At 70.8% G+C, this 23,034-nt stretch carries 22 protein-coding genes and 2 pseudogenes; 14 read left to right on the top strand and 10 right to left on the bottom strand.

Annotation, left to right across the window (positions count from 1 at the left end; translation table 11 throughout):
- Positions 1-44: 44 nt before the first annotated feature.
- From ACFV2X_RS26640 to ACFV2X_RS26695, 12 genes and pseudogenes are all read left to right on the top strand, one after another.
- Positions 45-2,537: a PQQ-dependent sugar dehydrogenase gene (locus ACFV2X_RS26640; protein ID WP_385620867.1), complete on the top strand. Its 2,493-nt coding sequence runs from the start codon at positions 45-47 to the stop codon at positions 2,535-2,537.
- Between the two features lie 182 nt (positions 2,538-2,719).
- Entirely contained in the window at positions 2,720-3,862 is a 1,143-nt protein-coding gene (locus ACFV2X_RS26645) for an inositol-3-phosphate synthase (RefSeq protein ID WP_385620870.1), read from the top strand.
- Complete coding sequence (locus tag ACFV2X_RS26650) at positions 3,859-4,809, top strand: SCO3242 family prenyltransferase (RefSeq protein ID WP_385620872.1); 951 nt, start codon at positions 3,859-3,861, stop codon at positions 4,807-4,809. Before ACFV2X_RS26645 ends, ACFV2X_RS26650 begins: the two co-directional genes overlap by 4 nt.
- Positions 4,806-6,020 (top strand): sugar phosphate isomerase/epimerase family protein, encoded by a 1,215-nt coding sequence (locus tag ACFV2X_RS26655; protein WP_385620874.1) that lies wholly within the window; start codon positions 4,806-4,808, stop codon positions 6,018-6,020. The genes ACFV2X_RS26650 and ACFV2X_RS26655 overlap by 4 nt, the downstream gene beginning before the upstream one ends.
- Entirely contained in the window at positions 6,017-6,691 is a 675-nt protein-coding gene (locus ACFV2X_RS26660; protein WP_385620877.1) for an EboA domain-containing protein, read from the top strand. Before ACFV2X_RS26655 ends, ACFV2X_RS26660 begins: the two co-directional genes overlap by 4 nt.
- A complete protein-coding gene (locus ACFV2X_RS26665) occupies positions 6,691-7,539 on the top strand; it encodes a TatD family hydrolase (protein WP_385620880.1) in 849 nt (282 codons plus the stop codon). Before ACFV2X_RS26660 ends, ACFV2X_RS26665 begins: the two co-directional genes overlap by 1 nt.
- Before the next feature lie 3 nt (positions 7,540-7,542).
- Positions 7,543-8,418 (top strand): annotated as a pseudogene (gene eboE / locus ACFV2X_RS26670) (metabolite traffic protein EboE); the annotation flags it as partial.
- Between the two features lie 213 nt (positions 8,419-8,631).
- A pseudogene (locus ACFV2X_RS26675) lies at positions 8,632-8,925 on the top strand (xylose isomerase); the annotation flags it as partial.
- The gene (locus ACFV2X_RS26680) at positions 8,922-10,358 is read left to right on the top strand and encodes an alkaline phosphatase family protein (protein ID WP_385620883.1); all 1,437 of its coding nucleotides are present in this window, start codon (positions 8,922-8,924) and stop codon (positions 10,356-10,358) included. The pseudogene ACFV2X_RS26675 and the gene ACFV2X_RS26680, both read left to right, overlap by 4 nt.
- The gene (locus ACFV2X_RS26685) at positions 10,355-11,497 is read left to right on the top strand and encodes a sugar phosphate isomerase/epimerase family protein (protein WP_385620885.1); all 1,143 of its coding nucleotides are present in this window, start codon (positions 10,355-10,357) and stop codon (positions 11,495-11,497) included. The genes ACFV2X_RS26680 and ACFV2X_RS26685 overlap by 4 nt, the downstream gene beginning before the upstream one ends.
- 344 nt (positions 11,498-11,841) lie before the next feature.
- Positions 11,842-12,930 carry a ribosome small subunit-dependent GTPase A gene (gene rsgA, locus ACFV2X_RS26690; RefSeq protein WP_385620887.1) on the top strand — a complete coding sequence of 363 codons (1,089 nt, stop codon included), beginning with the start codon at positions 11,842-11,844 and terminating at the stop codon, positions 12,928-12,930.
- Between the two features lie 167 nt (positions 12,931-13,097).
- Positions 13,098-14,561 (top strand): dihydrolipoyl dehydrogenase family protein, encoded by a 1,464-nt coding sequence (locus ACFV2X_RS26695; RefSeq protein WP_385620944.1) that lies wholly within the window; start codon positions 13,098-13,100, stop codon positions 14,559-14,561.
- A 323-nt stretch (positions 14,562-14,884) separates the two neighbouring features.
- Here the strand turns inward: ACFV2X_RS26695 and ACFV2X_RS26700 are convergent, their stop codons facing one another.
- Complete coding sequence (locus ACFV2X_RS26700; RefSeq protein WP_385620890.1) at positions 14,885-15,352, bottom strand: hypothetical protein; 468 nt, start codon at positions 15,350-15,352, stop codon at positions 14,885-14,887.
- 943 nt (positions 15,353-16,295) lie between these two features.
- Here ACFV2X_RS26700 and ACFV2X_RS26705 point away from each other — a divergent pair.
- Positions 16,296-17,303 carry a hypothetical protein gene (locus ACFV2X_RS26705; RefSeq protein ID WP_385620892.1) on the top strand — a complete coding sequence of 336 codons (1,008 nt, stop codon included), beginning with the start codon at positions 16,296-16,298 and terminating at the stop codon, positions 17,301-17,303.
- A gap of 153 nt (positions 17,304-17,456) precedes the next feature.
- Here the strand turns inward: ACFV2X_RS26705 and ACFV2X_RS26710 are convergent, their stop codons facing one another.
- The 6 genes from ACFV2X_RS26710 to ACFV2X_RS26735 form a co-directional block, all read right to left on the bottom strand.
- Entirely contained in the window at positions 17,457-18,113 is a 657-nt protein-coding gene (locus ACFV2X_RS26710) for a hypothetical protein (RefSeq protein WP_385620894.1), read from the bottom strand.
- A gap of 92 nt (positions 18,114-18,205) precedes the next feature.
- Positions 18,206-18,511: a hypothetical protein gene (locus ACFV2X_RS26715; RefSeq protein ID WP_385620897.1), complete on the bottom strand. Its 306-nt coding sequence runs from the start codon at positions 18,509-18,511 to the stop codon at positions 18,206-18,208.
- Positions 18,498-18,719, bottom strand: a complete 222-nt coding sequence (locus tag ACFV2X_RS26720) for a hypothetical protein (RefSeq protein ID WP_385620900.1) — start codon at positions 18,717-18,719, stop codon at positions 18,498-18,500. The genes ACFV2X_RS26715 and ACFV2X_RS26720 overlap by 14 nt, the downstream gene beginning before the upstream one ends.
- Positions 18,719-19,441, bottom strand: coding sequence for a hypothetical protein (locus ACFV2X_RS26725; RefSeq protein ID WP_385620902.1), 723 nt, complete (start codon positions 19,439-19,441; stop codon positions 18,719-18,721). The genes ACFV2X_RS26720 and ACFV2X_RS26725 overlap by 1 nt, the downstream gene beginning before the upstream one ends.
- 319 nt (positions 19,442-19,760) lie before the next feature.
- A complete protein-coding gene (locus ACFV2X_RS26730; RefSeq protein WP_385620905.1) occupies positions 19,761-20,069 on the bottom strand; it encodes a hypothetical protein in 309 nt (102 codons plus the stop codon).
- A 180-nt stretch (positions 20,070-20,249) separates the two neighbouring features.
- The gene (locus ACFV2X_RS26735) at positions 20,250-20,555 is read right to left on the bottom strand and encodes a multiprotein-bridging factor 1 family protein (protein WP_385620907.1); all 306 of its coding nucleotides are present in this window, start codon (positions 20,553-20,555) and stop codon (positions 20,250-20,252) included.
- A 151-nt stretch (positions 20,556-20,706) separates the two neighbouring features.
- Between ACFV2X_RS26735 and ACFV2X_RS26740 the strand changes: the two genes are divergently transcribed.
- On the top strand, positions 20,707-21,177 hold the full coding sequence (locus ACFV2X_RS26740) for a helix-turn-helix domain-containing protein (protein WP_385620909.1): 471 nt from the start codon (positions 20,707-20,709) through the stop codon (positions 21,175-21,177).
- 74 nt (positions 21,178-21,251) lie between these two features.
- On the opposite strand, the gene ACFV2X_RS26745 is transcribed toward ACFV2X_RS26740, so the two are convergent.
- The 3 genes from ACFV2X_RS26745 to ACFV2X_RS26755 form a co-directional block, all read right to left on the bottom strand.
- Entirely contained in the window at positions 21,252-21,482 is a 231-nt protein-coding gene (locus ACFV2X_RS26745; RefSeq protein WP_385620911.1) for a hypothetical protein, read from the bottom strand.
- A gap of 323 nt (positions 21,483-21,805) precedes the next feature.
- Positions 21,806-21,973 (bottom strand): hypothetical protein, encoded by a 168-nt coding sequence (locus ACFV2X_RS26750; RefSeq protein ID WP_385620913.1) that lies wholly within the window; start codon positions 21,971-21,973, stop codon positions 21,806-21,808.
- A 391-nt stretch (positions 21,974-22,364) separates the two neighbouring features.
- Positions 22,365-23,003, bottom strand: a complete 639-nt coding sequence (locus ACFV2X_RS26755) for a hypothetical protein (RefSeq protein WP_385620915.1) — start codon at positions 23,001-23,003, stop codon at positions 22,365-22,367.
- Positions 23,004-23,034: the final 31 nt, after the last annotated feature.

The following is a 23,034-nucleotide window of genomic DNA, read 5'->3' on the forward strand; positions in this document are numbered from 1 at the left end:
GTACGCGCCCGCCCGTACAACCAGCCCCATTCTGGAGGCATTTCGTGCACGGGAACGACCGCATCACCCGCACCCGCCCCCGAACCCGCAGATCGCGTCTGCACAAGGCGATCGCGCTGCTCAGCGGCGCCCTCCTCGCCGGTGCCGGCCTGACCCTCACCACCCCCCAGGCCGGCGCAGCCGTCACCGGCCAGGAGAAGGCCGCGGCGGCCGAGGACTTCCAGCAGGTCACCCTCGCCAAGGGGGAGGCGGAGGTCGGCGAGCCCATGTCGCTGGCCGTCCTCCCCGACCGCTCGGTCCTGCACACCTCCCGCGACGGCGAGCTTCGCCTGACCGATGCCGCGGGCAACACCGAACTCGCGGGCAAGCTCGACGTCTACTCCCATGACGAGGAGGGCCTGCAAGGCGTCGGCGTCGACCCGGGCTTCACCGACAACCGCTTCATCTACCTCTACTACGCGCCCCCGCTGAACACCCCGGCGGGCGACGCCCCGGAGACCGGCACCGCCGCCGACTTCGCACCCTTCGACGGCGTCAACCGCCTCTCCCGCTTCGTGCTGAAGACCGACGGCACCCTCGACACCGCCAGCGAGAAGAAGATCCTCGACGTCTCCGCCACCCGCGGCCTGTGCTGCCACGTCGGCGGCGACATCGACTTCGACGCGGCCGGCAACCTGTACCTGTCGACCGGCGACGACACCAACCCCTTCCAGTCGGACGGCTACACCCCGATCGACGAACGCGCCAACCGCAACCCCGGCTTCGACGCCCAGCGCTCCGCGGGCAACACCAACGACCTGCGCGGCAAGATCCTGCGCATCAAGGTCGAGGCCGACGGCTCGTACTCCATCCCCGAGGGCAACCTCTTCAAGCCCGGCACCGACAAGACGCGGCCCGAGATCTACGCGATGGGCTTCCGCAACCCGTTCCGGTTCAGCGTCGACAAGAAGACCGGCATCCTCTACGTCGGCGACTACGGCCCCGACGCCGGCGCCGCCGACCCGAACCGCGGACCGGCCGGACAGGTCGAGTTCGCCCGCGTCACCGGCCCCGGCAACTTCGGCTGGCCGTACTGCACCGGCGCCAACGACGCCTACGTCGACTTCGACTTCGCCACCCGCGCCTCCGGCGCCGCCTTCGACTGCTCCGCCCCGAAGAACACCTCGCCGCACAACACCGGCCTGACCGATCTGCCCCCGGCGCAGTCCGCCTGGATTCCGTACAACGGCGGATCCGTACCGGAGTTCGGCGACGGCTCCGAGTCCCCGATGGGCGGCCCGGTCTACCACTACGACGCCGCCCTCGACTCGCCCGTGAAGTTCCCCGAGGCGTACGACGGCGACTTCTTCGCCGGTGAGTTCGGCCGCCGCTGGATCAAGCGCATCAGCAGCGACGCCGATGGCAAGGTGCAGTCGATCAACGACATCCCCTGGAGCGGCACCCAGGTGATGGACATGGCCTTCGGCCCGGACGGCGCGCTGTACGTCCTCGACTACGGCACCGCCTGGTTCGGCGGCGACGAGCACTCGGCGCTGTACCGCATCGAGAACGCGACCGACGGCCACTCCCCGTCGCCCCAGGCCGCCGCGGACCGCACCTCGGGCCAGGCCCCGATGAAGGTCCAGTTCTCCTCGGCCGGCACCACCGACCAGGACGGCGACAAGCTCACCTACAGCTGGGACTTCGGCGACGGCGCCACCTCCACGTCCCCCAACCCCGCCCACAAGTATTCAAAGAACGGCACCTACACCGCCACCGTCACAGCCAAGGACCCCTCGGGCCGCACCGGCAGCGCCAGTGTGCAGATCGTCGTCGGCAACACCGCCCCCAAGGTCGTCCTCGAAACGCCCAAGGACGGGCAGCTGTTCAGCTTCGGCGACGCCATCCCGTTCAAGGTGAAGGTCACCGACCCCGAGGACGGCCGGACCATCGACTGCGACAAGGTCAAGGTCACCCTGATCCTCGGCCACGACACCCACGGCCACCCGCTCACCTCGGCCAACGGCTGCTCCGGCACCATCCAGTCCAGCGCCGACGGCGGCCACGACGAGGACGCCAACATCTTCGGCGTCCTGGACGCCGAGTACACCGACGGCGGAGGCGGCGGCCAGGCCCCGCTCACCTCGCACGACCGACACGTCCTCCAGCCCCGCCACCGCCAGGCCGAGCACTTCGGCACCAGCTCCGGCGTGACGGTCGTCGGCCATGACACCGCCCAGGGCGCCAAGGTCGTCGGCGACATCGACAACGGCGACTGGATCGCCTTCAAGCCCTACGTACTGAGCGACGCCACGAAGATCACCGCGCGGATCGCCTCCGCCGGCGCGGGCGGCACCCTCGAGGTCCGCGCGGGCTCGGCCACCGGCACCCTGCTCGGCAAGGCCACGGTTCCGGTGACCGGCGGCTGGGAGACCTACCAGGACGTCTCGGCCGACCTGTCCCGCGCACCGCGCGACACCACCACCCTCTACCTCGTCTTCAAGGGCGGCAGCGGCGCCCTCTACGAGATCGACGGCTTCACCTTCACGACCCGCTGAGCCACGACCGGCTGAGCCACGACCCGCTGAGCCCGCCACGGGCCGCTGAGCCCGCCACGGGCCACTGAACGGCGGTGGGCGGGAGACGCCGGACTCCCGCCCGCCGTCACCACCCCTCATCCCATCCGGGAGCTACCCCTCATCCCCTCCGGGTTTTCGTGCCCCGGACAAGGAGGCCGCTCATGTCCGCGTCCCTGTCCCTCTCCCGTCCCCCTCGGACCGGTGTCTGGCTGGTCGGGGCCCGCGGCTCCGTCGCCACCACCGTCGTCGCCGGATGCGCCGCCGTGAACGCGGGGCTGCGCCCGCCGACCGGCCTGGTCACCGAGGCGCCCGCGTTCGCCGGCAGCGGCCTGCCCGCCCTGCCTGCCCTGTCGTCGTTTGTCTTCGGCGGCCACGACACCACGGACTGCCCCCTGCCCAAACGCGCCGAGCAACTGGCCGCGGGCGGCGTCCTCCCGACCGGTCTGCCCGCCGCCGTCGCGACCGAACTCGCCGCCGCCGACGCGGAGATCAGGCCCGGCGGCCCGCTCCCCGGCGACACCCGGGACGAGGACGCGCTGATCGCCGCCTTCGCCGCCGACCTCCAGGACTTCGTCACCCGGCTCGGCCTGGAGCGCGCGGTGGTCGTGAACGTCGCCTCCACCGAACCGGCCCCGCCACCAGGACCTGCTCTCCCGCCCAGCTCGCTCTACGCGGCCGCCGCCCTGCGCGCCGGCTGCCCGTACGTCAACTTCACCCCGTCCACGGGCCTGCACCACCCGGCGCTCGCCCCGCTCGCCGCGGCGAGCGGACTGCCGTACGCGGGCCGCGACGGCAAGACGGGCCAGACCCTGCTGCGCTCCGTCCTCGGCCCCATGTTCGCCCAGCGGGCGCTGGACGTCCGGGCCTGGTCCGGCACCAACCTCCTCGGCGGGGGCGACGGCGCCTCCCTCGCCGACCCGGCCGCCGCCGCGGCGAAGAACGCCGGCAAGGAACGCGTCCTCGCGGACACCCTCGGCACCACCCCCGAGGGCGAGGTCCACATCGACGACGTGCCCGCGCTCGGCGACTGGAAGACCGCCTGGGACCACGTCGCCTTCGACGGCTTCCTCGGCACCCGCATGGTCCTCCAGACCATCTGGCAGGGCTGCGACTCGGCCCTCGCCGCGCCCCTGGTCCTCGACCTGGCCCGGCTCGTCGCCCGCGCCCACGAGACCGGTCTGCGCGGCCCCCTCGCCGAACTCGCCTTCTTCTTCAAGGACCCGGTCGGGGACGCGCCGTCGGCGCTGGGGGAGCAGTACGCGGAACTGGTGCGGTTCGCGCGGGGGCTGAGGGAGGGCGAGTGAGCCGACTCCACGCCTGGGCCGAACTGCTGCGCCTGCCCGCCCTGTTCACCGTGCCCGGCGACGGGCTGGCCGGGGCGGCCGCCGTCGCCGCCCGCCCCGACCGCCGCACCGCGCTCGCCGTCGGCTGCTCCCTGTGCCTGTACGAGGCCGGGATGGCCCTCAACGACTGGGCCGACCGTGCGGAGGACGCCGTCGAGCGCCCGCACCGCCCGCTCCCGTCCGGTCGGGTCCGCCCCGCCGCCGCCCTCGCCGCGGCCTGCGCCCTGACGGCCGCGGGCCTCGCCCTGGCCGCCCGCGCCGGGCGCCCCGCGCTGGCGGTCGCGGTGCCCCTGGCGGCCACCGTCTGGTCGTACGACCTGGTCCTGAAGCGCACGCCCGCCGGGCCCGGTGCCATGGCCGCCGCCCGCGGGCTCGACCTGCTCCTCGGCGCCGCGGCCACCGGCGGCACCGTCCGCCCGGCCCTGCCCTCGGCGGCCCTGCTCTCCACCCACACCCTCGCCGTCACCGCCGTCTCCCGCCAGGAGACCCGCGACGGCACCCCCTTGGCGCCGCTCGCGGCGCTGGCCGCCACGGCCACCCTGACCCGGCTGCTGCCGGGCGCCCTGGGGCGCGAGCGCAGGGATGTCCGCGTAGCCGCGCGACGGGAACCTTCCGGCGCCTCGCCCGCGACCTCTCGCACCCCAACCCCAGGTCATAGCCGGCCGTCCGGCTTCCTCACCACCGCCCTCGCACTCAGCTACGCCGCCGCCACGGCCCGCCCGTACCTGAACGCCGCCCTCAACCCCTCGCCGCCGCTCACCCAGCGCGCCGTGGGCGCCGGGATCCGCGCCACCATCCCGCTCCAGGCGGCCCTCGCCGCCCGCGCCGGGGCCGGGGCCACCGCGCTGGGCACGGCCGCCCTCACCGCACTGGCACGGCGCTTCTCGAAGCGGGTGAGTGTCACATGACCGCTCAGGGGACAGCCCTCCGGTTCGGCTACGGCACCAACGGCCTCGCCGACCTCCGCCTGGACGACGCCCTCGCCCTCCTGGCCGATCTCGGCTACGACGGTGTCGGCCTGACCCTCGACCATATGCACCTCGACCCGCTCGCCCCCGACCTCGCCGCCCGCACCCGGCGGGTCGGCCGGCGCCTGGCCGCCCTCGGACTCGACGTCACGGTGGAGACCGGCGCCCGCTATGTCCTCGACCCCCGCCGCAAACACGGCCCCTCGCTCCTCGACCCGGACCCGGAGGCCCGCGCCCGCCGCGTGGACCTCCTGCTGCGCGCGGTCCGGGTGGCCGCCGACCTCGGCGCGCACGCCGTGCACTGCTTCAGCGGAACCGTTCCGCCTTCGAGTGGCGCGGCTGCCGGTGGTGCGCCCACCGGTGGTGCGCCCACCGGTGGTGCGCCCACCGGCGAGGCGCCCGCCAGTGACGTGGCTACCGGCGACGTGGCCACCAGTGGCGCGCCCGTCGGTGACCCGGCCACCGGCGACGCCGCCACCGGCGACGCGGCCACGGCCTGGCAGCGGCTCGCCGCATCCCTCACCCCGGTCCTGGAAGCCGCCGACACGGCCGGGATTCCGCTCGCCATCGAGCCCGAACCCGGCCACCTCCTCGCCACCCTCGCCGACTTCCACCACCTCCGCCGCCTCCTCGGCGACCCGCCGGCGCTGGGCCTCACCCTGGACCTCGGCCACTGCCAGTGCCTGGAACCCCTGCCGCCCGCCGACTGCGTACGCGCGGCCGCGCCCTGGCTGCGGCACGTCCAGATCGAGGACATGCGGCGCGGCGTCCACGACCACCTCCCGTTCGGGGAGGGCGAGATCGACTTCCCGCCCGTCCTCGCGGCGCTCGCCGCGACCGGCTACCAGGGCCTGACCGTCGTCGAGCTGCCCCGCCACTCCCACGCCGGCCCCCACTACGCCGAGAACTCCCTGCCGTTCCTGCGGTGCGCGGCTGCCGCGTCGGCCCCGACCGCGCCGCTTACCGCTGCCCCGCCCGCCGCCTTGGGCGCTGCCGCGTCGGGTGCTGCCCCGGGCGCGGCTGTCCCGGGCGCGGCTGCCCCGGCCGCTGCCGCGCCGACCGCCGCTGCCCCGGTCACCACCGCCCCCGCCACCACCACCCCCGCCACCACCACCCCCGCCACCGCCGTGCCGGAAGGGAGCACCCCATGACCCACTCGCCCGCCACGGGCACCGGCCCGGACCCCACCCCCGACGCACTCCCCGACGCGCTCCGCGACCACCGCGACCGCCTCGACGCCCACCTCCACCCGGCCGCCCGCGCCTGGCTCCGGCAGGCTCTGGACGAGGCCGCCGCCAAGACCGGCTCCGCGTGGGAGCTGCGCGTCGCGGAGGCCGGGCGCCGCTGCGGCAGCCGGCACGCCGACGCCGCCCGTGTGCTGATCCTGCACGCGGCCCACGCCGACCCCGACACCCTGGCCCGCCTCTATCACCAGGGCTCGGCCGCCGAACGCCGCGCCGTGCTGTGCGCCCTGCCGCACCTCGTGCCCGGCCCCGACGCCGTCCCCCTGGTCGAGGACGCCCTGCGCACCAATGACACCCGCCTCCTCGCCGCCGCCCTCGGCCCCTACGCGGCCCGCCACCTCGACGCCCACAGCTGGCGGCACGCCGTACTGAAGTGTCTGTTCACCGGAGTCCCGGTGGACGCGGTGGCCGGCCTCGCGGCGCGCGGGCGCGGGGACGCCGAACTGGCCCGCATGCTCGCCGACTACTCGGCCGAGCGCACCGCCGCCGACCGGCCCGTGCCCGCCGACCTGTACCGCGTCCTGGACCTGGCCGCCGAAGACCTCGAGGCGGACCACCCCCACGGCAAGGAGTCCTGATGCGCCTGTTCGATCCGCACATCCATATGACCTCCCGCACCACCGACGACTACGAGGCGATGCGCGCCGCCGGGATCCGCGCCGTGGTCGAGCCGTCGTTCTGGCTCGGCCAGCCCCGTACCTCGCCCGCCTCCTTCCTCGACTACTTCGACTCCCTGCTCGGCTGGGAGCCCTTCCGCGCCGCCCAGCACGACATCGCCCACCACTGCACGCTCGCCCTCAACCCCAAGGAGGCGAACGACCCCCGCTGCGTGCCCGTCCTCGACGAGTTGCCCCGCTATCTCGTCAAGGACCAGGTCGTGGCCGTGGGGGAGATCGGCTACGACTCGATGACCCCCGCCGAGGACACCGCCCTCGCCGCACAGCTCCAGCTCGCCGCCGACCACGGCCTGCCCGCGCTCGTACACACCCCGCACCGCGACAAGCTCGCCGGTCTGCGCCGCACCTTCGACGCCGTCCGCGAGTCCGCGCTGCCCGTGGACCGGGTGCTGGTGGACCACCTCAACGAGACGACGGTGAAGGAGGCCAAGGACAGCGGCTGCTGGCTGGGTTTCTCCGTCTACCCCGTCACCAAGATGGACGAGCGCCGGATGGTGGCGATCCTGCGCGCGTACGGGCCCGAGAAGGTGCTGGTGAACTCCGCGGCCGACTGGGGCAGAAGCGATCCGCTGAAGACGCGCCGGGTCGCCGACCTGATGCTGGCTGACGGGTTCACCGAGGACGACGTCGACCGGGTGCTGTGGCGCAACCCCGTCGCCTTCTACGGGCTCAGCGGCCGTCTGGAGCTCGAGGTCACCCCGCCGGAGGCCACCCACGAGGGCAACTCGCTGCTGCGCGGAGGGGAGTGAGCGATGCGCTTCCGCCACCCGGACGGCACCACCGTCCACCTCGCCTACTGCACCAATGTGCACCCCGCCGAAACCCTCGACGGCGTCATGGCCCAGCTCCGCGACCACTGCGCGCCCGTCCGCCGCCGCCTCGGCCGCGACCGCCTCGGCATCGGCCTGTGGCTGGCCCGCGACGCCGCCCGCACCCTCGACACCGACCCGGCCGCGCTGCGCGCCCTGCGCCGTGAACTCGACCGCGGCGGCCTGGAGGTCGTCACCCTCAACGGCTTCCCGTACGAGGGCTTCGGCGCCGCCGAGGTGAAGTACCGCGTGTACAAGCCGGACTGGGCCGATCCCGAGCGCCTGGAGTACACCACCGCGCTGGCCCGGATCCTCACCGGTCTGCTGCCCGACGATGTCACCGAGGGCAGCGTCTCCACCCTGCCGCTCGGCTGGCGCACCACCTGGAGCGCCGACCGCGCCCGCGCCGGGCAGCGTGCGCTGTCGACCCTGGCCGAGCGCCTGGACGCCCTGGCGGAACTGACCGGCCGGAGCGTCCGGGTGGGCCTGGAACCGGAGCCCGGCTGCACCGTGGAGACGACCGGTGACGCCATCGCCCCGCTCACCGCCGTCGGCCACCCCCGTATCGGCGTCTGCGTCGACACCTGCCATCTCGCCACGTCCTTCGAGGACCCGGCGGCGGCCCTGGACGCGCTCGCCGCCGCCCGCGTCCCCGTCATCAAGTCCCAGCTGTCGGCCGCCCTGCATGCCGAACACCCCGACCGGCCGGAGGTCCGCGCGGCCCTCGCCGCCTTCGCCGAACCCCGCTTTCTGCACCAGACCCGCACGCTCACCACCACCGGCCTGCGCGGCACCGACGACCTCGACGAGGCCCTAAGCGGCCTCGGGGAAGTGAGGCACGCCCCCGCGCCGCCCGGCACGGCGCCCCCAACTACCGCTGGGGGTGCCCCCGGCCGCGTTGTCGCAGCACCCGCCACGCCGCGCCAGCGGCATATCGACCGCAGCGCCCAGTACGAGGGCGCCGCTCCGCCTTGCGATGCACCGCACCGAACGACGCGGGAACGCACCCCACCTCCCCGAGGCCACTTGGGCGGTTCGGCCCTGCCGGTCACCGCCCCCTGGCGGTCCCACTTCCACGTCCCGCTGCACGCGGCCCCCGCCGCGCCCCTCACCTCCACACTCCCTGTCCTGCGGGCCGCCCTGAACCGCCTCGTCGGCGGCCCGTATCCGCTGACCCGCCACCTGGAGGTCGAGACGTACACCTGGCAGGCGCTCCCGCCCGAGCTGCGGCCCCGCAGCCGGGACCGGCTCGCCGACGGCATCGCCGCCGAACTCGCCCTCGCCCGCGACGAGCTGACCGGCCTCGGGCTGAAGGAGCTGCCGTGACCGGGTCCAATGGCAATGGCCGCCGCCCCACCCCGCTCCTCGTCCTCGACGTGGTCGGCCTCACCCCCCGGCTCCTCGCCCATATGCCCCGCCTCAAGGCCCTCGCCACGGCCGGCTCCCGGGCCCATCTCGGCACCGTACTGCCCGCCGTCACCTGCGCCGCCCAGTCCACCTTCCTCACCGGCACCCTGCCCTCCGAACACGGCATCGTCGCCAATGGCTGGTACTTCCGCGAGCTCGGCGACGTCCTGCTGTGGCGCCAGCACAACGGCCTGGTCGCCGGGGACAAGGTGTGGGACGCGGCCCGCCGCGCCCACCCCGGCTATACGGTCGCCAACATCTGCTGGTGGTACGCCATGGGCGCCGACACCGACCTCACCGTGACCCCGCGCCCCGTCTACTACGCCGACGGCCGCAAGGAGCCGGACTGCTACACCCGGCCGCCCGCCCTGCACGACGAACTCACCGAGAAGTTGGGCACGTTCCCGCTGTTCCACTTCTGGGGACCCGGAGCCGATCTGGTCTCCAGCCAGTGGATCATCGACGCCACCCGCCATATCCTCCGCACCCGCCACCCCGACCTGGCGCTCTGCTACCTCCCGCACCTCGACTACGACCTCCAGCGCTACGGCCCGGACGACCCCCGCTCCCGCAAAGCGGCCGCCGACCTGGACGCGGCCATGGCCCCGCTGCTGGACGACGCCCGCGCCGAGGGCCGTACGGTCGTCGCGCTGTCCGAGTACGGCATCACCCGGGTGAGCCGGCCCGTCGACATCAACCGCGCCCTGCGCCGCGCCGGGCTGCTGGAGGTGCACACCCAGGACGGTATGGAATACCTCGACCCGATGGCCTCCCGCGCCTTCGCCGTCGCCGACCACCAGATCGCCCATGTGTACGTCCGCCGCCCCGAGGACATGGCCGCCACCCGCGCCGCCCTCGACGGACTGCCCGGGATCGAGCAACTACTCGGCGACGAGGGCAAGAAGGCCCACCACCTCGACCACGCACGCTCCGGTGAACTGGTCGCCATCGCCGAACCGGACGCCTGGTTCACGTACTACTACTGGCTCGACGACGCCCGGGCGCCCGACTTCGCGCGCCTCGTCGAGATCCACCGCAAGCCCGGCTACGACCCGGTCGAGCTGTTCATGGACCCGCTCGACCCCTATGTGAAGGTCAAGGCCGCCACCGCGCTCGCCCGCAAGAAGTTCGGGATGCGCTACCGGATGGCGGTCGTCCCCCTCGACCCCACCCCGATCCGCGGCAGCCACGGCCGCCTGCCCACGAGCGACGACGACGGTCCGCTCCTCCTGTGCTCCACCCCCCGCGCCGTCGGCGACCGCATCGCGGCCACCGACGTGAAGTCCCTGCTGCTCCACCTCGCCGGTCTCGATACCGACGCCCCAGAGGAAACGAAGGAAGGCACCCCGTGAACAACACGCCTGACACCGACGACCAGCTCCGCCGCAGCCTCGGCGTCGGCCGCCGCCGCTTCCTGAGCACCTGCACCGCCGTCGCGGCCGGGGCGATCGCAGCCCCCGTCCTCGGCGCGAGCCCCGTACAGGCCGCCGCACCCCGGTCGGCCGGCACCGGCAGAGGGCACGCACTCGTCCCCGCGGACAAGCGCGGCATCATCCTCTACACGGTCCGCGACGCCATCGGCCGCGACCCGCTCACCTCCTCCCTCCCGTCCGGCTTCCGCGCCGTCTTCGAACAGCTCGCCCGCTTCGGCTACCGCCAGGTCGAGTTCGCCGGCTACGGCCAGCACGCCAACGCCCCCGGCGGCGCGAGCCTGGAGTCCGTCGAGGGCGCCAAGCTGCTGCGCCGCTGGCTGGACGACAACGGGCTGCGCGCCCAGGGCAACCACGGCTTCATCCCCGGCTCCTGGCCCCTGACCAGCGCCGACCTGGACACCTTCAAAAAGCACCTGGAGATCGCCAACATCCTCGGCCTGGCCCACATGGGCACCGGTGGCGACCCCACCGGAAGCGCCTACAAGACCGACTGGGACGTCGCCGCCGACAAGTGGCACGCCCTCGGCGCGATCGCCCGCCGCGCCGGCCTCAAGCTCTACACCCACAACCACGACGCGGCCTACGGCTTCCTCCTCGACGGTGGCCCGCTGGACGCCCAAGGCAAGCCCACCCGCAGCTCCGGCATCCGCAAGCTGGAGTACTTCCTGTCCATCACCGACCCCGAGCTGATCTGGCTGGAGATGGACGTCTTCTGGGCGCATGTCGCCCAGTACAAGTTCCGCACCTACATCGCCCACGACGGCTCCACGCAGACGAACGTCTTCGACCCGGCCGGCCTCGTCACCCGTAACAACAAGCGCTACCCGCTGTTCCACGCCAAGGACGGCGTCGTCAACACCACCAACGGGATGGGCTACGACATGGTCCCGTTCGGCACCGGCGTCATCGACTACACCACGTTCTTCTCCCGCGTGGGCCACCGCAACTACCACAACCCGATGGTCGAGCAGGACAACGCGCCGAGCACCACCAACCCGGGCCAGTCCCTGGAACACGCGGCGATCGGCTACCGCAACCTGGCCGCCCTGCGCCGCTAGCAGCAGGTACGGGCGGAGGGGTTACCGGGTGATCCGGGCCGCCCTCCGCCCGTGCCGGCGGCCGGGCGAAATTCGGTGGCGCGTGCGGGCGTGCATCCCTATGGTGGGCGTAAGATCGTGGTCGCCGCCGACCGCTTCAGTCGGCCGCCGCTGTCGACCCTGTGAACAGGCGTACGAGGAACTGGAGGTGTGTACCGATGGCTGTCACCGTGATGGGCGCTGCCCTCATCCAGAAGTTCATCCACTCCACCTCCGCGGTCTCCGGCTGACCTCTTCGCCTTACTCGAGCTTCATCCGCGCCTGTTGTGCGCGCTGCCGGGGCCGCCCTTGTGAAGGGTTCCCCCTTGAATTTCTCTTCTCCTCTCGCTTCCTACGGCTGGGACGCAGGATGGGAGGCCGAGTTCGCCCCGTACGCCGAACAGGGCCTGGTGGCCGGGCGTGTCGTGCGGGTCGACCGGGGTCTGTGCGACCTCGTCACCCCCGAGGGCGGCGTGCGCGCCGACACCGAGTTCGTCGTCCCCCGCGACCCGATGAAGGTCGTGTGCACCGGCGACTGGGCCGCGGTGGACGCGGCCGGCGACCCGCGCTACGTCCAGGCGCTGCTGCCGCGCCGCACCGCCGTGGTGCGGTCCACGTCCTCGCAGCGCTCCGAAGGGCAGGTGCTGGCCGCGAACGTCGACCACGCGGTCGTGGCCGTCTCCCTCGCCGTCGAGCTCGACCTGGGCCGCCTGGAGCGGTTCCTGGCCCTGGCCTGGGAGAGCGGCGCCCAGCCGCTGGTCGCCCTGACCAAGGCGGACCTGGTGCCCGACCGCGAGACGCTGGGCCACCTCCTGGAGGATGTCGAAACCGCTGCGCCCGGAGTCCAGGTGCTGACCGTCAGCTCCGCGACCGGTGAGGGCCTGGACGTGCTCGGCGCCGTGCTCTCCTCGGGCACCTCGGTGCTGCTCGGACAGTCCGGCGCGGGCAAGTCGACGCTCGCCAACGCGCTGCTGGGCGAGACCGCGCAGCAGGTGCACGAGGTCCGGGACGCCGACGGCAAGGGGCGGCACACCACGACCACCCGCGATCTGCTGGCGCTGCCGTGGGGCGGGGTCCTCATCGACACGCCCGGCGTACGCGGGGTCGGGCTGTGGGACGCCGAAGAAGGCGTCGCACAGGCGTTCTCCGAGATCGAGGCGCTGGCCGGGGAGTGCCGCTTCCACGACTGCGCCCACCAGGCCGAACCGGGCTGCGCGGTGCTCGCCGCGATCGAGGACGGCACACTGCCGGTACGCCGCCTCGACAGCTACCGCAAGCTGCTGCGCGAGAACGAACGCCTCGCCGCCCGCACCGACGACCGGCTGCGGGCCGAACTGCGGCGGACCTTCAAACAGCGGCAGGCGCTCGGCCGGCACATGATGGAGCGCAAGCGGGGCCCCATGCGCAAGCCGTGACCCATGCGCAAGCCGTGACGCTGCTCACGACGCGGCTCGTGACGGGCCGTGACACTGCTCCGGCGCCGTGACTCGTGTGGTCCACATCGGTTCCTTCGGGCGATGATGCCCGAAGGAACCGAAAGCCCGGCCACACGCCGGAGCCGGGCAGAGAGCGAGTTGCAATGATGGCCGCCACGGAGGAGTACGACGTCATCGTCCTGGGCGCGGGTCCAGTAGGAGAGAACGTCGCGGACCGGGTCCGCGCCGAAGGGCTCTCCGCGGTGATCGTGGAGAGCGAACTGGTCGGCGGCGACTGCTCGTACTGGGCCTGCGTCCCGAGCAAGGCGCTGCTGCGCCCGGTGATCGCGCGCGCCGACGCACAGCGCCTGCCCGGTCTGCGCCACGCGGCGAGCGGGCCGCTGGACGCCCCGGCCGTCTTCGCGCGCCGCGACGAATACGTCTCCCGCTGGAAGGACGACGGACAGGTCGCCTGGCTGGACTCGGCGGGCATCGACCTCGTCCGCGGGCACGGCCGACTGGTGGGCGAGAAGCGGGTCGCGGTCGCGGACGCGGACGGGCAGGAACGCTTCCTCACCGCCCGGCACGCGGTCGCCGTGTGCACCGGCAGCAGCGCCGCGCTCCCCGACCTGCCCGGCCTGACCGACGTACGCCCCTGGACCAGCCGCGAGGCGACCAGCGCGTCCGCCGTCCCGCGGCGGCTTGCCGTCGTGGGCGGCGGCGTGGTCGCCACCGAGATGGCCACTGCCTGGCAGGCGCTCGGCTCGGAGGTGACCGTGCTGGTCCGTGGCTCCGGTCTGCTGCCGCGCATGGAGCCGTTCGTCGGCGAGCTCGTCGCCAAGTCACTGGCCGAGGCCGGGGCCCAGGTGCGCACCGGCACCTCCGTGACCGGCGTACGGCGGGCCCAGTCGGGCGGCCCGGCCGGCTACGGCTCCGGCGCCGGACCGGTCACGCTGACCCTGTCGGACGGGGAGCAGCTGGTGGCGGACGAGGTGCTGTTCGCCACCGGACGCACCCCGCGCACCGATGACATCGGCCTGGAGACGGTCGGCCTCGAACCGGGCAGCTGGCTGCGGGTCGACGACAGCTGCCGGGTGTCGGACGTGGAGGGCGGCTGGCTGTACGCCGTCGGCGACGTCAACCACCGCGCGCTGCTGACCCACCAGGGCAAGTACCAGGCGCGTATCGCGGGCGCCGCGATCGGCGCACGGGCCCAGGGCGTACCGCTCCTGGAGACGGACCCGTGGGGCGCCCACGCGGCCACCGCCGACACCGCGGCGGTGCCGCAGGTGGTGTTCACCGACCCCGAGGTCGCCGCGGTCGGCCTCAGCGCGGCAGAGGCGGAGGCCCAGGGCCGCCGTATCCGCGTCGTCGACTACGACCTCGGCCGGGTCACCGGCTCCGCGCTCTACGCCGACGGCTACCGTGGCCAGGCCCGCATGATCGTCGACCTGGACCGGGGCCATCTGATCGGCGTGACCTTCGCCGGCCCGGGGGTGGGCGAACTGCTGCACTCGGCCACGGTGGCGGTCGCGGGCGAGGTCCCCGTGGAACGGCTGTGGCACGCGGTCCCCTCGTTCCCGACGATCAGCGAGGTGTGGCTGCGGCTGCTGGAGACCTACCGCGGCTGAGGTCCGCCGCGGGCCTCTCCCCTCCGCGCCCCTCCCGCCAACCGGAGGCTCCGTCCCCCGGCCCCCCCCGAGGCCTGGGGACGGAGCCCGGGCGCCGGGTCGCCTCGGCGTGGCCCGGCTGTGTGCGTATGGTCCGAGACGCGGAGCCCCCGGCTGGAGATTCGGCACGTCGAATGCCTCTCTCAACAGCCGGGGGCTTCGCTCGGTGCGCGCGTCTGCGGTAGACCTGAAGGGGCCCCATACCGAACGAAGGTGCCAGCCGTTCACTTCACGAGGTGGGTGGCCGCCTCGCCCAGTTGTCGCGCGCCCCGTCTTCACGGATCTCAGCTGAGGCAGAACACATCCTCGAAATCGAACTCCTTCTTCCCGAACCCAACCACCTTCACGTGCCCCTTCGCCCCGAAGCAGTAGTGCTCGCCGTAGAATCCGAATTCCACATCCGCATGGAACAGAGCTGTTCCCGGCTTGATGTGAACCACCTGCTTCTCCTTCGAGAAGTCGATGAACTTCTGGGAGTAAACCTGCTCACCGAACAGCAGGATCTTGAAGGTGACGTCAGCCTTCCAGTCGTCTCCGCCCGTGAACTCGGCGGAAACCTTGAAGGACAGCACGCCCGGGATGAGGGGGAATTCGTAGTCTTTCTTCAGAAGCTCCAGAGGGACAGCGGAGACCTCCGAGGACTCATCTACGGACGCCAGAGCCGCCCTAATCTCATCGACAGACCGTCCGACCTCGGCGGCGAGGCCCTCCCATTCCTCCGCAGAGATGTTCTCGATCTCACTTGCAATCATCCGAGTACCCTCTCATTCAGTTGAGGACCGAAACTCGTTGGTTGCTCTCGGAAGGTGACAACCAACAGAGCAACACCCGCGTACTGCGCGATGTGTTATCCCTTGTGTCAAGTTTCTAGTCGGCTTCTGTGCCGGACCCCTCGCCCATGAGGGCTTGAGTTATTCTTGCGGTTCGACGCAACCGGTGGGGATGAGCACCCCAGCGCCTAGGGGATGCCAATCCACTTCACAGGCAAAGCTGTGCTGAGCACATCCGGCGAAGTTCTGTCCGCGCCGGGGAGCGCATGCGTGGCGTGATCTCCAACCTCGCCCACAACCTTGCTCGCGGAAACCATGCGCAGGTGTATGTTCTGGCCGAAAGTCAATTCAGCAGCCACGCCCGTGAAAGGAACCAGGTCGTTCCCGTCCCTGTGTGTCTCCAGGAGCAGTTGCATCTCCCATTTCTGGATTCCCCTGGAAATCGGCTCCTGGGTTGGTTCCGAGACTGCCTTGTAGGTGATTCTGGAACATCTCCTGTGCTGCGGGGATGCCTAATCCACTGCCTGGCAGGGTGAACGTATTCGTGCTTCGATCGAGGCAATTCAAAAGATCTTCACGGGACAGCCCGGTCGTGGCACACCGCCTCTGGGACGCATCAAATCGGCTCCTGGCCGAGCGCCAGGCGAAGGCAGAAACGATCGCTCGGTCGAGCCTGTAGCGGTACTGCGTCCTAAGTCGCCTCGGAACGTACTTCCCTCGCCTGACAGTTCGCTCTGTCGGTGCGGTTGCCCTGTTCGGGAGGGGAGTTGGGTCTGGGGTGACGTATGACAGGGGGAGTAGCGCGCGGTCGGGCCGGGGTCGTGCTGTGGGGTGTTGTGGGCACGGCCGGTGTGCTGGTGTTTGGTTCGGCCGCGCGTGCCGGATGTTCCGGCGATCTCGTTATCGACGGGAGCGTATGTCTGTCATGTCAGCGAAGCTTTTCGATGCCGCGTTCTCCGCTCCGCCGCACGGAGACGCGGCCGGGGCCAGCGGCTATTTCCTCATCGGCAACCAGTACTACCGCTTTGCGTGGAACGGTGTCGGGAGTAAGCCGAAGGTCGGCTACCAGGATTTCGGCTCCACCAGATATCTGCTCAACATTCCGCAGGGGGCCGCGTCGTTCGGCGAGGGCATGGACGCTGTCTGCTGCCTGGACCTGGACACCGTCTATGTGTTCAAGGGAGATCAGTGCCTGTGGGCCCGGATCGCCGGAGACGCCGACACCGCCGCCAAGCCGATCAGCGCGGTATTCAACGGCCTCCCCGCTCCCTTTGCCGACAAGATCGATGCGGCATTGCCGTTCCGGGACGGCGACACCGTCAAGATCTGGTTCTTCTCCGGCGGCCAGTGCTGCCTCTACAACCGGAAGTCTTTGGGCCGGCATGTCGAGCTCTCCGGTGACACCCGCACGTTGTGGGGCCTGGCCGGCGACTTCGCCGCCGGCATCGACTTCGCCGTACCGGAACTCAGTCCCGACGGTGACTTCCAGGACAGCGGCTATCTCTTCCACGGCAACCAGTGGATCGCCTGCATCCCCGGCGCCCACAGCGTCATCGGCATCCCCCAGACCGTCAGCGCCACCGACTGGCCCGGACTCGGCTCCATCGGCGCACGGGTCTTCGACCAGCCCGGCACCCACACCTGGACCGTCCCCAGCGGCGTAAACCAAATCACCGCGAAGATCTGGGGTGCCGGCAACGCCGTCGGCGGTGGCGCGGGCGGCGGTGGCGGATACGGCGGATACAGCCAGCCCTGGCTGGATGTCACTGAAAACCAGCGCGGCCAGGGGAGAAGGCCCGGTGGCAATCCTCCCGCCAACGTCGCCACCGGCGGCAAGGGCGGAACAGGCGGAACCGGCAGAGGCAACCCCGGCAGCCCCGGCGAACCCGGCGGCCCCGGCCTCATCACCATCACCTGGGGACCCGCACACTGACCATCCACACGTCCAGCCACCGCTGAGGTTGCGGGAGTTGGAACGGGGGATCCTGCGATGGGCGCCCCAGGATGTGGCGAGGGAGATGAAGCGAGCCGCCGCCGAACCTTCATCTCCCTGGTCGCCCGGGCAAGCATCTGCGCAGACACAGGGCTAGCGGTAGCTCTTCCGGTATCGATGAAGTAGCTTCTCGACTCCCTTGGGCGTGGTACTCAGATGCCCGGCGATTTCACGTTGGGAGTATCCGATCGCGGTGAAGGCGAGTACGGTACGAGTCCGAAGTGGAGCGTGTTCGAGGATCTTCAGCGCTTCCATGTGGAGCTCCGCTAAACGCTCCGGACCGGGCGCATCGCCAGGAACGTCGAAGTTCTCCTGGTCTGGCCGCACGGATGTCGGCAAGTACTCGTCACGGTGCTCTCTGAGCCATCGACGGTACTCATTGGGGAAACATATCAGGCACTGCCCGATGAAGTAGGTCTTGAGTGAGGATCCGCCCTCCGGACGCCATCCATTGCCCTGTCCCATGCGCGCGAGAAATGCATTCAGGGCAACTGCGACCGTCAACCCGGCTAACTCGGCGGCGGCGTCACGGTCCCCAGGCAGCTCGCCGGCGCCGTACAACCGAATCCTGGTCAGTCGCTCTACCTTGGAGAAGATCGTGCCATTGGCTATCCACGAGCAAAGAACCGAGTGCGCGTATCGCGCCAGCGGATCTTTGAGGGACTCCCAGCCGTCCCGGACATCCTGCTGACACTCAATTTTGGCGATCCGGTAATCGAGATCCGTCTGGAGATCTCGGTCATCCGTCATCTCTTGTCCTGACATACTGGTTCGGGGATGCTGAGGCGAACCGCCTCCGCGCGGGCGGGGTCGACCCGAAGGGGTCGGGGATTCACGAGGCATCAGCTCCCTCCCGGCTCCCCCTCCTGCGCCAACACGTCCTGGCAGGTCGGCAGACACCAGTCGGGACACCCATCCGCGCAGGTCGGACGCCGGAGCGTCACGGTGTCCTGATCGATGTCCGCGCCCGTCCGGACAGCCGTCCGCTCGGTCGTCCGGACGTGTGCCCGCCGAAGTGCCGCCCGCCTCAGGCGGCAGAGGAGCACCGTGCAGCACGCGGTGATGAGGATGGGCAGCCACACGTGTGCGGAAGCGACGGCGGCGTCGATGGGCACCGCGATGGCGATCAGGAGCTCAAGCAGGAGCATCGCCGGCCTCCGCCCGCCATCGGATGACGGTCTTCTCCGCTACACCCAGCGCTTGGGCGACGCTCTTCGCGGGCTCGTCGGAGTGCCGGGCGGCGTACACCCTCCACTCGGGCTCGAGCGAGGAGTGATGGAGTGTCCCCTTCAGCACCCGCTCGACGGCCACCAGGTCGACACCGCGGTCTGACGTCGCGTAGGGCAAGGGGGGCATCACACCTCCCCTTCGCGGTGCGTGCCATGCGACTCCGCCGCCCATCCGGCCGCGTGGAGCGGTTCGGCGATACGGATGTAGGTCACAACGATGTCGTCGGGGTCCTCCGTCCGGCAGTTCGCGACGGCCTCCAGGTGCCTGCCGGGAAGCTCCTCCGCATTGAGTCCGGTCGCCTGGGTGAGCTGCTCCAGGAGCACGGTCACCGTGGCGGTGGGGTTCCAGCCGACGACGACCACGCGGGCCGTGCACGTGTCGACATCGACTGCCGCAACCTCGACCGGCGTCACGAACCGCGGCTCGTCACGGGCCGTGAGGTAGGCGTGGCCGAGGTCGGTGATCGACGGCGATCCGTTGTCGACCGTGACGTATCGGCAGACCCGCAGCTGTGTGATCAGCCCGGCCGGGTCGCTCACCGGGTCCGCACCGTCGGCGAGCGCCCGCAGGATGCCCTCTGCGGCGTGCGGGAGTGGCGCTTCGGCCGCGTGCCGGGTCACACTCATGCGCGCCATCCGCCATGTGTGCGTGCCACGGGTGGTCTCCGCCGAGCACGGACATCCGGCGACCGTGGCCGCGAACTCCTTCCGCGTGTTGCCGACGCACTCCAGCGCGCTGTTGCGGCCCTTCTCACACAACGGCGCCGTGCAGCAGGAGCAGTTCGGGCACTTGGGCTGTGCGGGTCGGAGATACTCCGGGCCGAACGGCTCCACTATCTGATCAGTCATGGGTTCCTGCCGTCTTGATTGAGCACGCCCCGCACCGGCTTGAGCCGTCGGCGTGCATCACGTATGGGGTGCGCCTGTCCAGGCAGGCCACGACGGCGACCGCCCTGGGCCCGACGTCGCACAGCCGCCCCAGTAGCAGCTGCATGGCGGGGTGACCGCGTAACGGCGGGGGTGGACTCGCCCGCGTCCGGCCGGCCACCGACGTCGGTGTCCTTCTCCATGCGGCGCATGAGGAGGCAGAACGGGCCGAACACGACGCCGAACAGGGCGATCGAGATGACCAGGCAGGCGAGCAGGTCGCTCGTGGTGGTCGCGTGGCTCACTCGTCGGCCTCGCCGCCGTACTCGGAGGCGACGGGCACGGCGGTGACCGTGAAACCGGTGTCCGACTCCTCCCCGGCTACGACGGCGAACAGGCGCTCCACCGCCTCGTTGGCGGCGTCGGGGTACCAGGCGAGTCGCTGGTGGTGCGGCTCACGGCGCGCGTACGCCTCGCAGTGGGCGCGGGCGGCCTCCCGGTTCGTGTACAGGTCGAGGGCAAAGCGCCGGTGGCCGGCCTCGGCTTGGTAAACCGTCAGTTCGGAACGGGGTCCGGCGGCCGCCGGACGGCCCTCAAGCTTCTCTTTCACGAGTTGCCTCTTCTTCCGGTGTCGCGGTGGCCTTGGTGATTCGGGGCTGGTCGGCCCACGGTCCCGGGCGCGACCCCGTCCGCCCTCGCCGAAGGCCGCTGAGCAGCCGACCTTCTGGTGAGGCAGCGAGGTTGCCGTTGCGGACTTCGGTGCGTCGGCAGCATTCGCGCCGTTTGCGTTTCAGGACGCCTTCCGCTCCGGCATCCTGACCGCCACCTTCGCCTCGTCGGTCGGCGCCGGAACGTCCGGGCGTTTCGACTGGAGTACGACCAGCGGACAGTTCAAAGCGGCCGCCATCCGGCGCAGGGTCACGGGAGTCGCGTTCCGGCGGCCGGCCTCGATGTCGCACATCAGCGACTGACTGATGCCGCAGCGCTCGGCGAGTTCCTTTTGGGACAGCCCGGCCTGCTCCCGGGCGTACGTCACGGCCTCGGGCGCGTGATGGAAGGGGGCACCTCTGCGGCGCCGCTGTGGACGATCGCTCATGACCGTGAACACTAGCGCGCAGTAGCGTGCGTAGCAAGTGCTGCGCGCGCAGAACGCGCTAGTGGCGCACGTACGCGCTAGCGTGATCCATGACTGCGACGTCGTGGGCCCGAGGTGGCGCAGTAGCGCGTAGTCGTGCGAACCTGCGGGCATGGATGGACACACGAGACCGGAGCCGCCCCTGGAGGCCGTGCTCATCAAGAAGGCCCTCAAGCGAAATCGGATCTCCGGCCGCGAGGCAGCCAGGCGGGCCGGGATCAGCGACGCCCGCTGGCGGCAGATCGTCAGTGGTTACCAGACCGTCAGCGGCTCCCACATCCCCGTAAGAGCGCCGGACGAGACACTTGCCCGCATGGCACATGTCGCCGGGGTCACCGCCGACGAGCTCAGGCAGGCCGGTCGCGAGGCAGCCGCTGAGGCGGTGGAAGAGCTCGCCGGGCCGCCGTCGGCACCGGTCGGCGCGACAGACGCCTACGCGAGCGATCCACACCTCGCGGCGATCACGGCGCTCCTGGAAAGCCTCTCACCCGAGGCGCGGAACGAAGTCCTGCGCAGGGTTGGCCACATGTCGCCCGTACGAGGAGAGCAGGAGCAGGACGAGCAGCGTCGGCACATTGGCTGACTCACGTCACGAACACATCAAGGATTCGCCTGGGGCTCTCCTGGGCTGAGAGCGTCACACCGCACCCCAGACCATCAAGTATCAACAAGGGGCAATACGTGGTTGACGTTCTCCTGGCTGGGATCCTCGGCGCGGCGGTCCTGGCCATCACCCTGCTCTACCGGAAGCAACAGAAGCAGGCGAAGCAGCTCGACCAGCTCCACGCCGAGGTCACCGCCCAAAAGATCGCCGCGCTTCAACAGCTCATGCCCGCGGCCTTGGCGCCGCCGAAAGCGCCGCCGGAGCCCGCGCACCGCAAGCGACACTTAGCGCTGTACATCGGTGGCGGCGTCGCTGCCGTACTCGCCTCGTTCGGCAAGCGGATACGTTCCCTCATGCCTCGCCGCACTCGTGGTGTCACCGCCGCGGTCACCACGCTTACGATCACCGCGGCCTCCACTGCCGCCGCCTTCTACCTCACCTCCGGCAGCGGCGACAACGCGCCCAGTCCGGGCAGCAGCCTGACACCGTCCGCAACGGCACCGGAGCGCCCGAGCCCAAAAGTAACGAGCACGGATCTCGCGGCATCCCCCTCGACGTCCCCCACCATGGCCGACACCCCAGGAGCGAACACCACATCGCAACAACCTCAGCCGTTATCCACCTCGGGCCCGACCTCGACGTCGGCGCCCAGCGCGCCCGAGTCGAGCGCGCCGACGGCACATGCACCGATTCCCACGAGTCGGCCGAGTACCACGCGACCGGCACCGAGCGCGCCCACGCCGAGCGCGCCGACCACACATGAGCCCACACCCACGACTCAGCCGAGCACCACGCCACCAGGACCCAGTGCGCCCACGCCGACGCCGCCCGCCACGGTGACTCCGAGCCCGGACGACCCGGACACCTGCCTCTGCTCCTGGTTCCCCTGGCTCCCGCAGTGCGCCGACGCATGAGCGTGGTCCTGCGCCGCGCCGGAGAAACGGCGCAGTGAGACAACACACGATGCGTACACCCTGAAACGGGCCCCTCAATAGAGGATGTCCGTGACTTCCCCATGCCACCCGGTCGTGCTGACCAGCTGTCATCACGACCGGGTGTCATGGCCGCCCGCCGCGCAAAGCCCATGTATTCGACGCGCGCTTGGCTGCCCAGCCGATGCCGATGTCTGTTACGTGGTCATCGTGAGCAGGGCGAGGCTGCCCGAATCAGGTCGCAGGACCCACGTCGATCACATAATCAACCTCGTAGTCCCAGTCACTCCAGGCCAATCCCTCTGCCTTTTCCGTGATGTTCGGCTTCTTGTCCGAGAACTTCCAGGTGAAGGGCCCGCTGCGCCCGTCCGGATAATCAGCTACATTCACCCTCTTCTGCACCGTCCCAAGGATGTCGTCCTTGTCGATGGTCGCCAGCACCTTGATCAGCGCCGGCGGCGTGGCGGCGAGAATCGCTCCGGCCACCGCACCCACGGCGGGGGTAGCCAGCGAACCGACCGCGGTTCCAATGGCTCCGGTGAGCGCGGAAACCAACGCCACGTACTTGGCGTCGAAATCGTCCTCGTTGAAGTCCTTGTCGCAGAATTCGAGGCCGATTTCGACGAAATCATCGACGTATACGTTGTCGTCGAAGATTACATACTCGTCACCGGACAGAATCTTCTTCTGGCGACTGTTGATTTCGGCCGGCTTGGTCAGAATCGCCTTGCTCTTGGAACCGGACCGGGGGCCGGTGCCTGCTCCGCCCGCGACGTAGAACTCGTCGGCACCGGTAATGTCTTCGGTGTCACGGCAGTACACGGAAGTCAGCGCGATCTTGACATGCTTCTGGTTGTCGCTTGAATCTGCCACGCGATTCTCTCTTCCCAAGTTCGCTGAAGGC

Origin of the sequence: Streptomyces sp. NPDC059679 (genome assembly GCF_042734105.1) — a bacterium.
Classification (GTDB): Bacteria; Actinomycetota; Actinomycetes; order Streptomycetales; family Streptomycetaceae; genus Streptomyces.

Excerpts from the sequence above, each read along its gene's own strand:
- ACFV2X_RS26645 (WP_385620870.1), top strand. The coding sequence starts at position 2,720 with ATGTCCGCGTCCCTGTCCCTCTCCCGTCCCCCTCGGACCGGTGTCTGG.
- ACFV2X_RS26655 (WP_385620874.1), top strand. The coding sequence starts at position 4,806 with ATGACCGCTCAGGGGACAGCCCTCCGGTTCGGCTACGGCACCAACGGC.
- ACFV2X_RS26660 (WP_385620877.1), top strand. The coding sequence starts at position 6,017 with ATGACCCACTCGCCCGCCACGGGCACCGGCCCGGACCCCACCCCCGAC.
- ACFV2X_RS26665 (WP_385620880.1), top strand. The coding sequence starts at position 6,691 with ATGCGCCTGTTCGATCCGCACATCCATATGACCTCCCGCACCACCGAC.
- ACFV2X_RS26695 (WP_385620944.1), top strand. The coding sequence starts at position 13,098 with ATGGCCGCCACGGAGGAGTACGACGTCATCGTCCTGGGCGCGGGTCCA.
- ACFV2X_RS26700 (WP_385620890.1), bottom strand. The coding sequence starts at position 15,352 with ATGATTGCAAGTGAGATCGAGAACATCTCTGCGGAGGAATGGGAGGGC.
- ACFV2X_RS26705 (WP_385620892.1), top strand. The coding sequence starts at position 16,296 with ATGTCAGCGAAGCTTTTCGATGCCGCGTTCTCCGCTCCGCCGCACGGA.
- ACFV2X_RS26710 (WP_385620894.1), bottom strand. The coding sequence starts at position 18,113 with ATGACGGATGACCGAGATCTCCAGACGGATCTCGATTACCGGATCGCC.
- ACFV2X_RS26715 (WP_385620897.1), bottom strand. The coding sequence starts at position 18,511 with ATGCTCCTGCTTGAGCTCCTGATCGCCATCGCGGTGCCCATCGACGCC.
- ACFV2X_RS26720 (WP_385620900.1), bottom strand. The coding sequence starts at position 18,719 with ATGCCCCCCTTGCCCTACGCGACGTCAGACCGCGGTGTCGACCTGGTG.
- ACFV2X_RS26725 (WP_385620902.1), bottom strand. The coding sequence starts at position 19,441 with ATGACTGATCAGATAGTGGAGCCGTTCGGCCCGGAGTATCTCCGACCC.
- ACFV2X_RS26735 (WP_385620907.1), bottom strand. The coding sequence starts at position 20,555 with ATGAGCGATCGTCCACAGCGGCGCCGCAGAGGTGCCCCCTTCCATCAC.
- ACFV2X_RS26740 (WP_385620909.1), top strand. The coding sequence starts at position 20,707 with ATGGATGGACACACGAGACCGGAGCCGCCCCTGGAGGCCGTGCTCATC.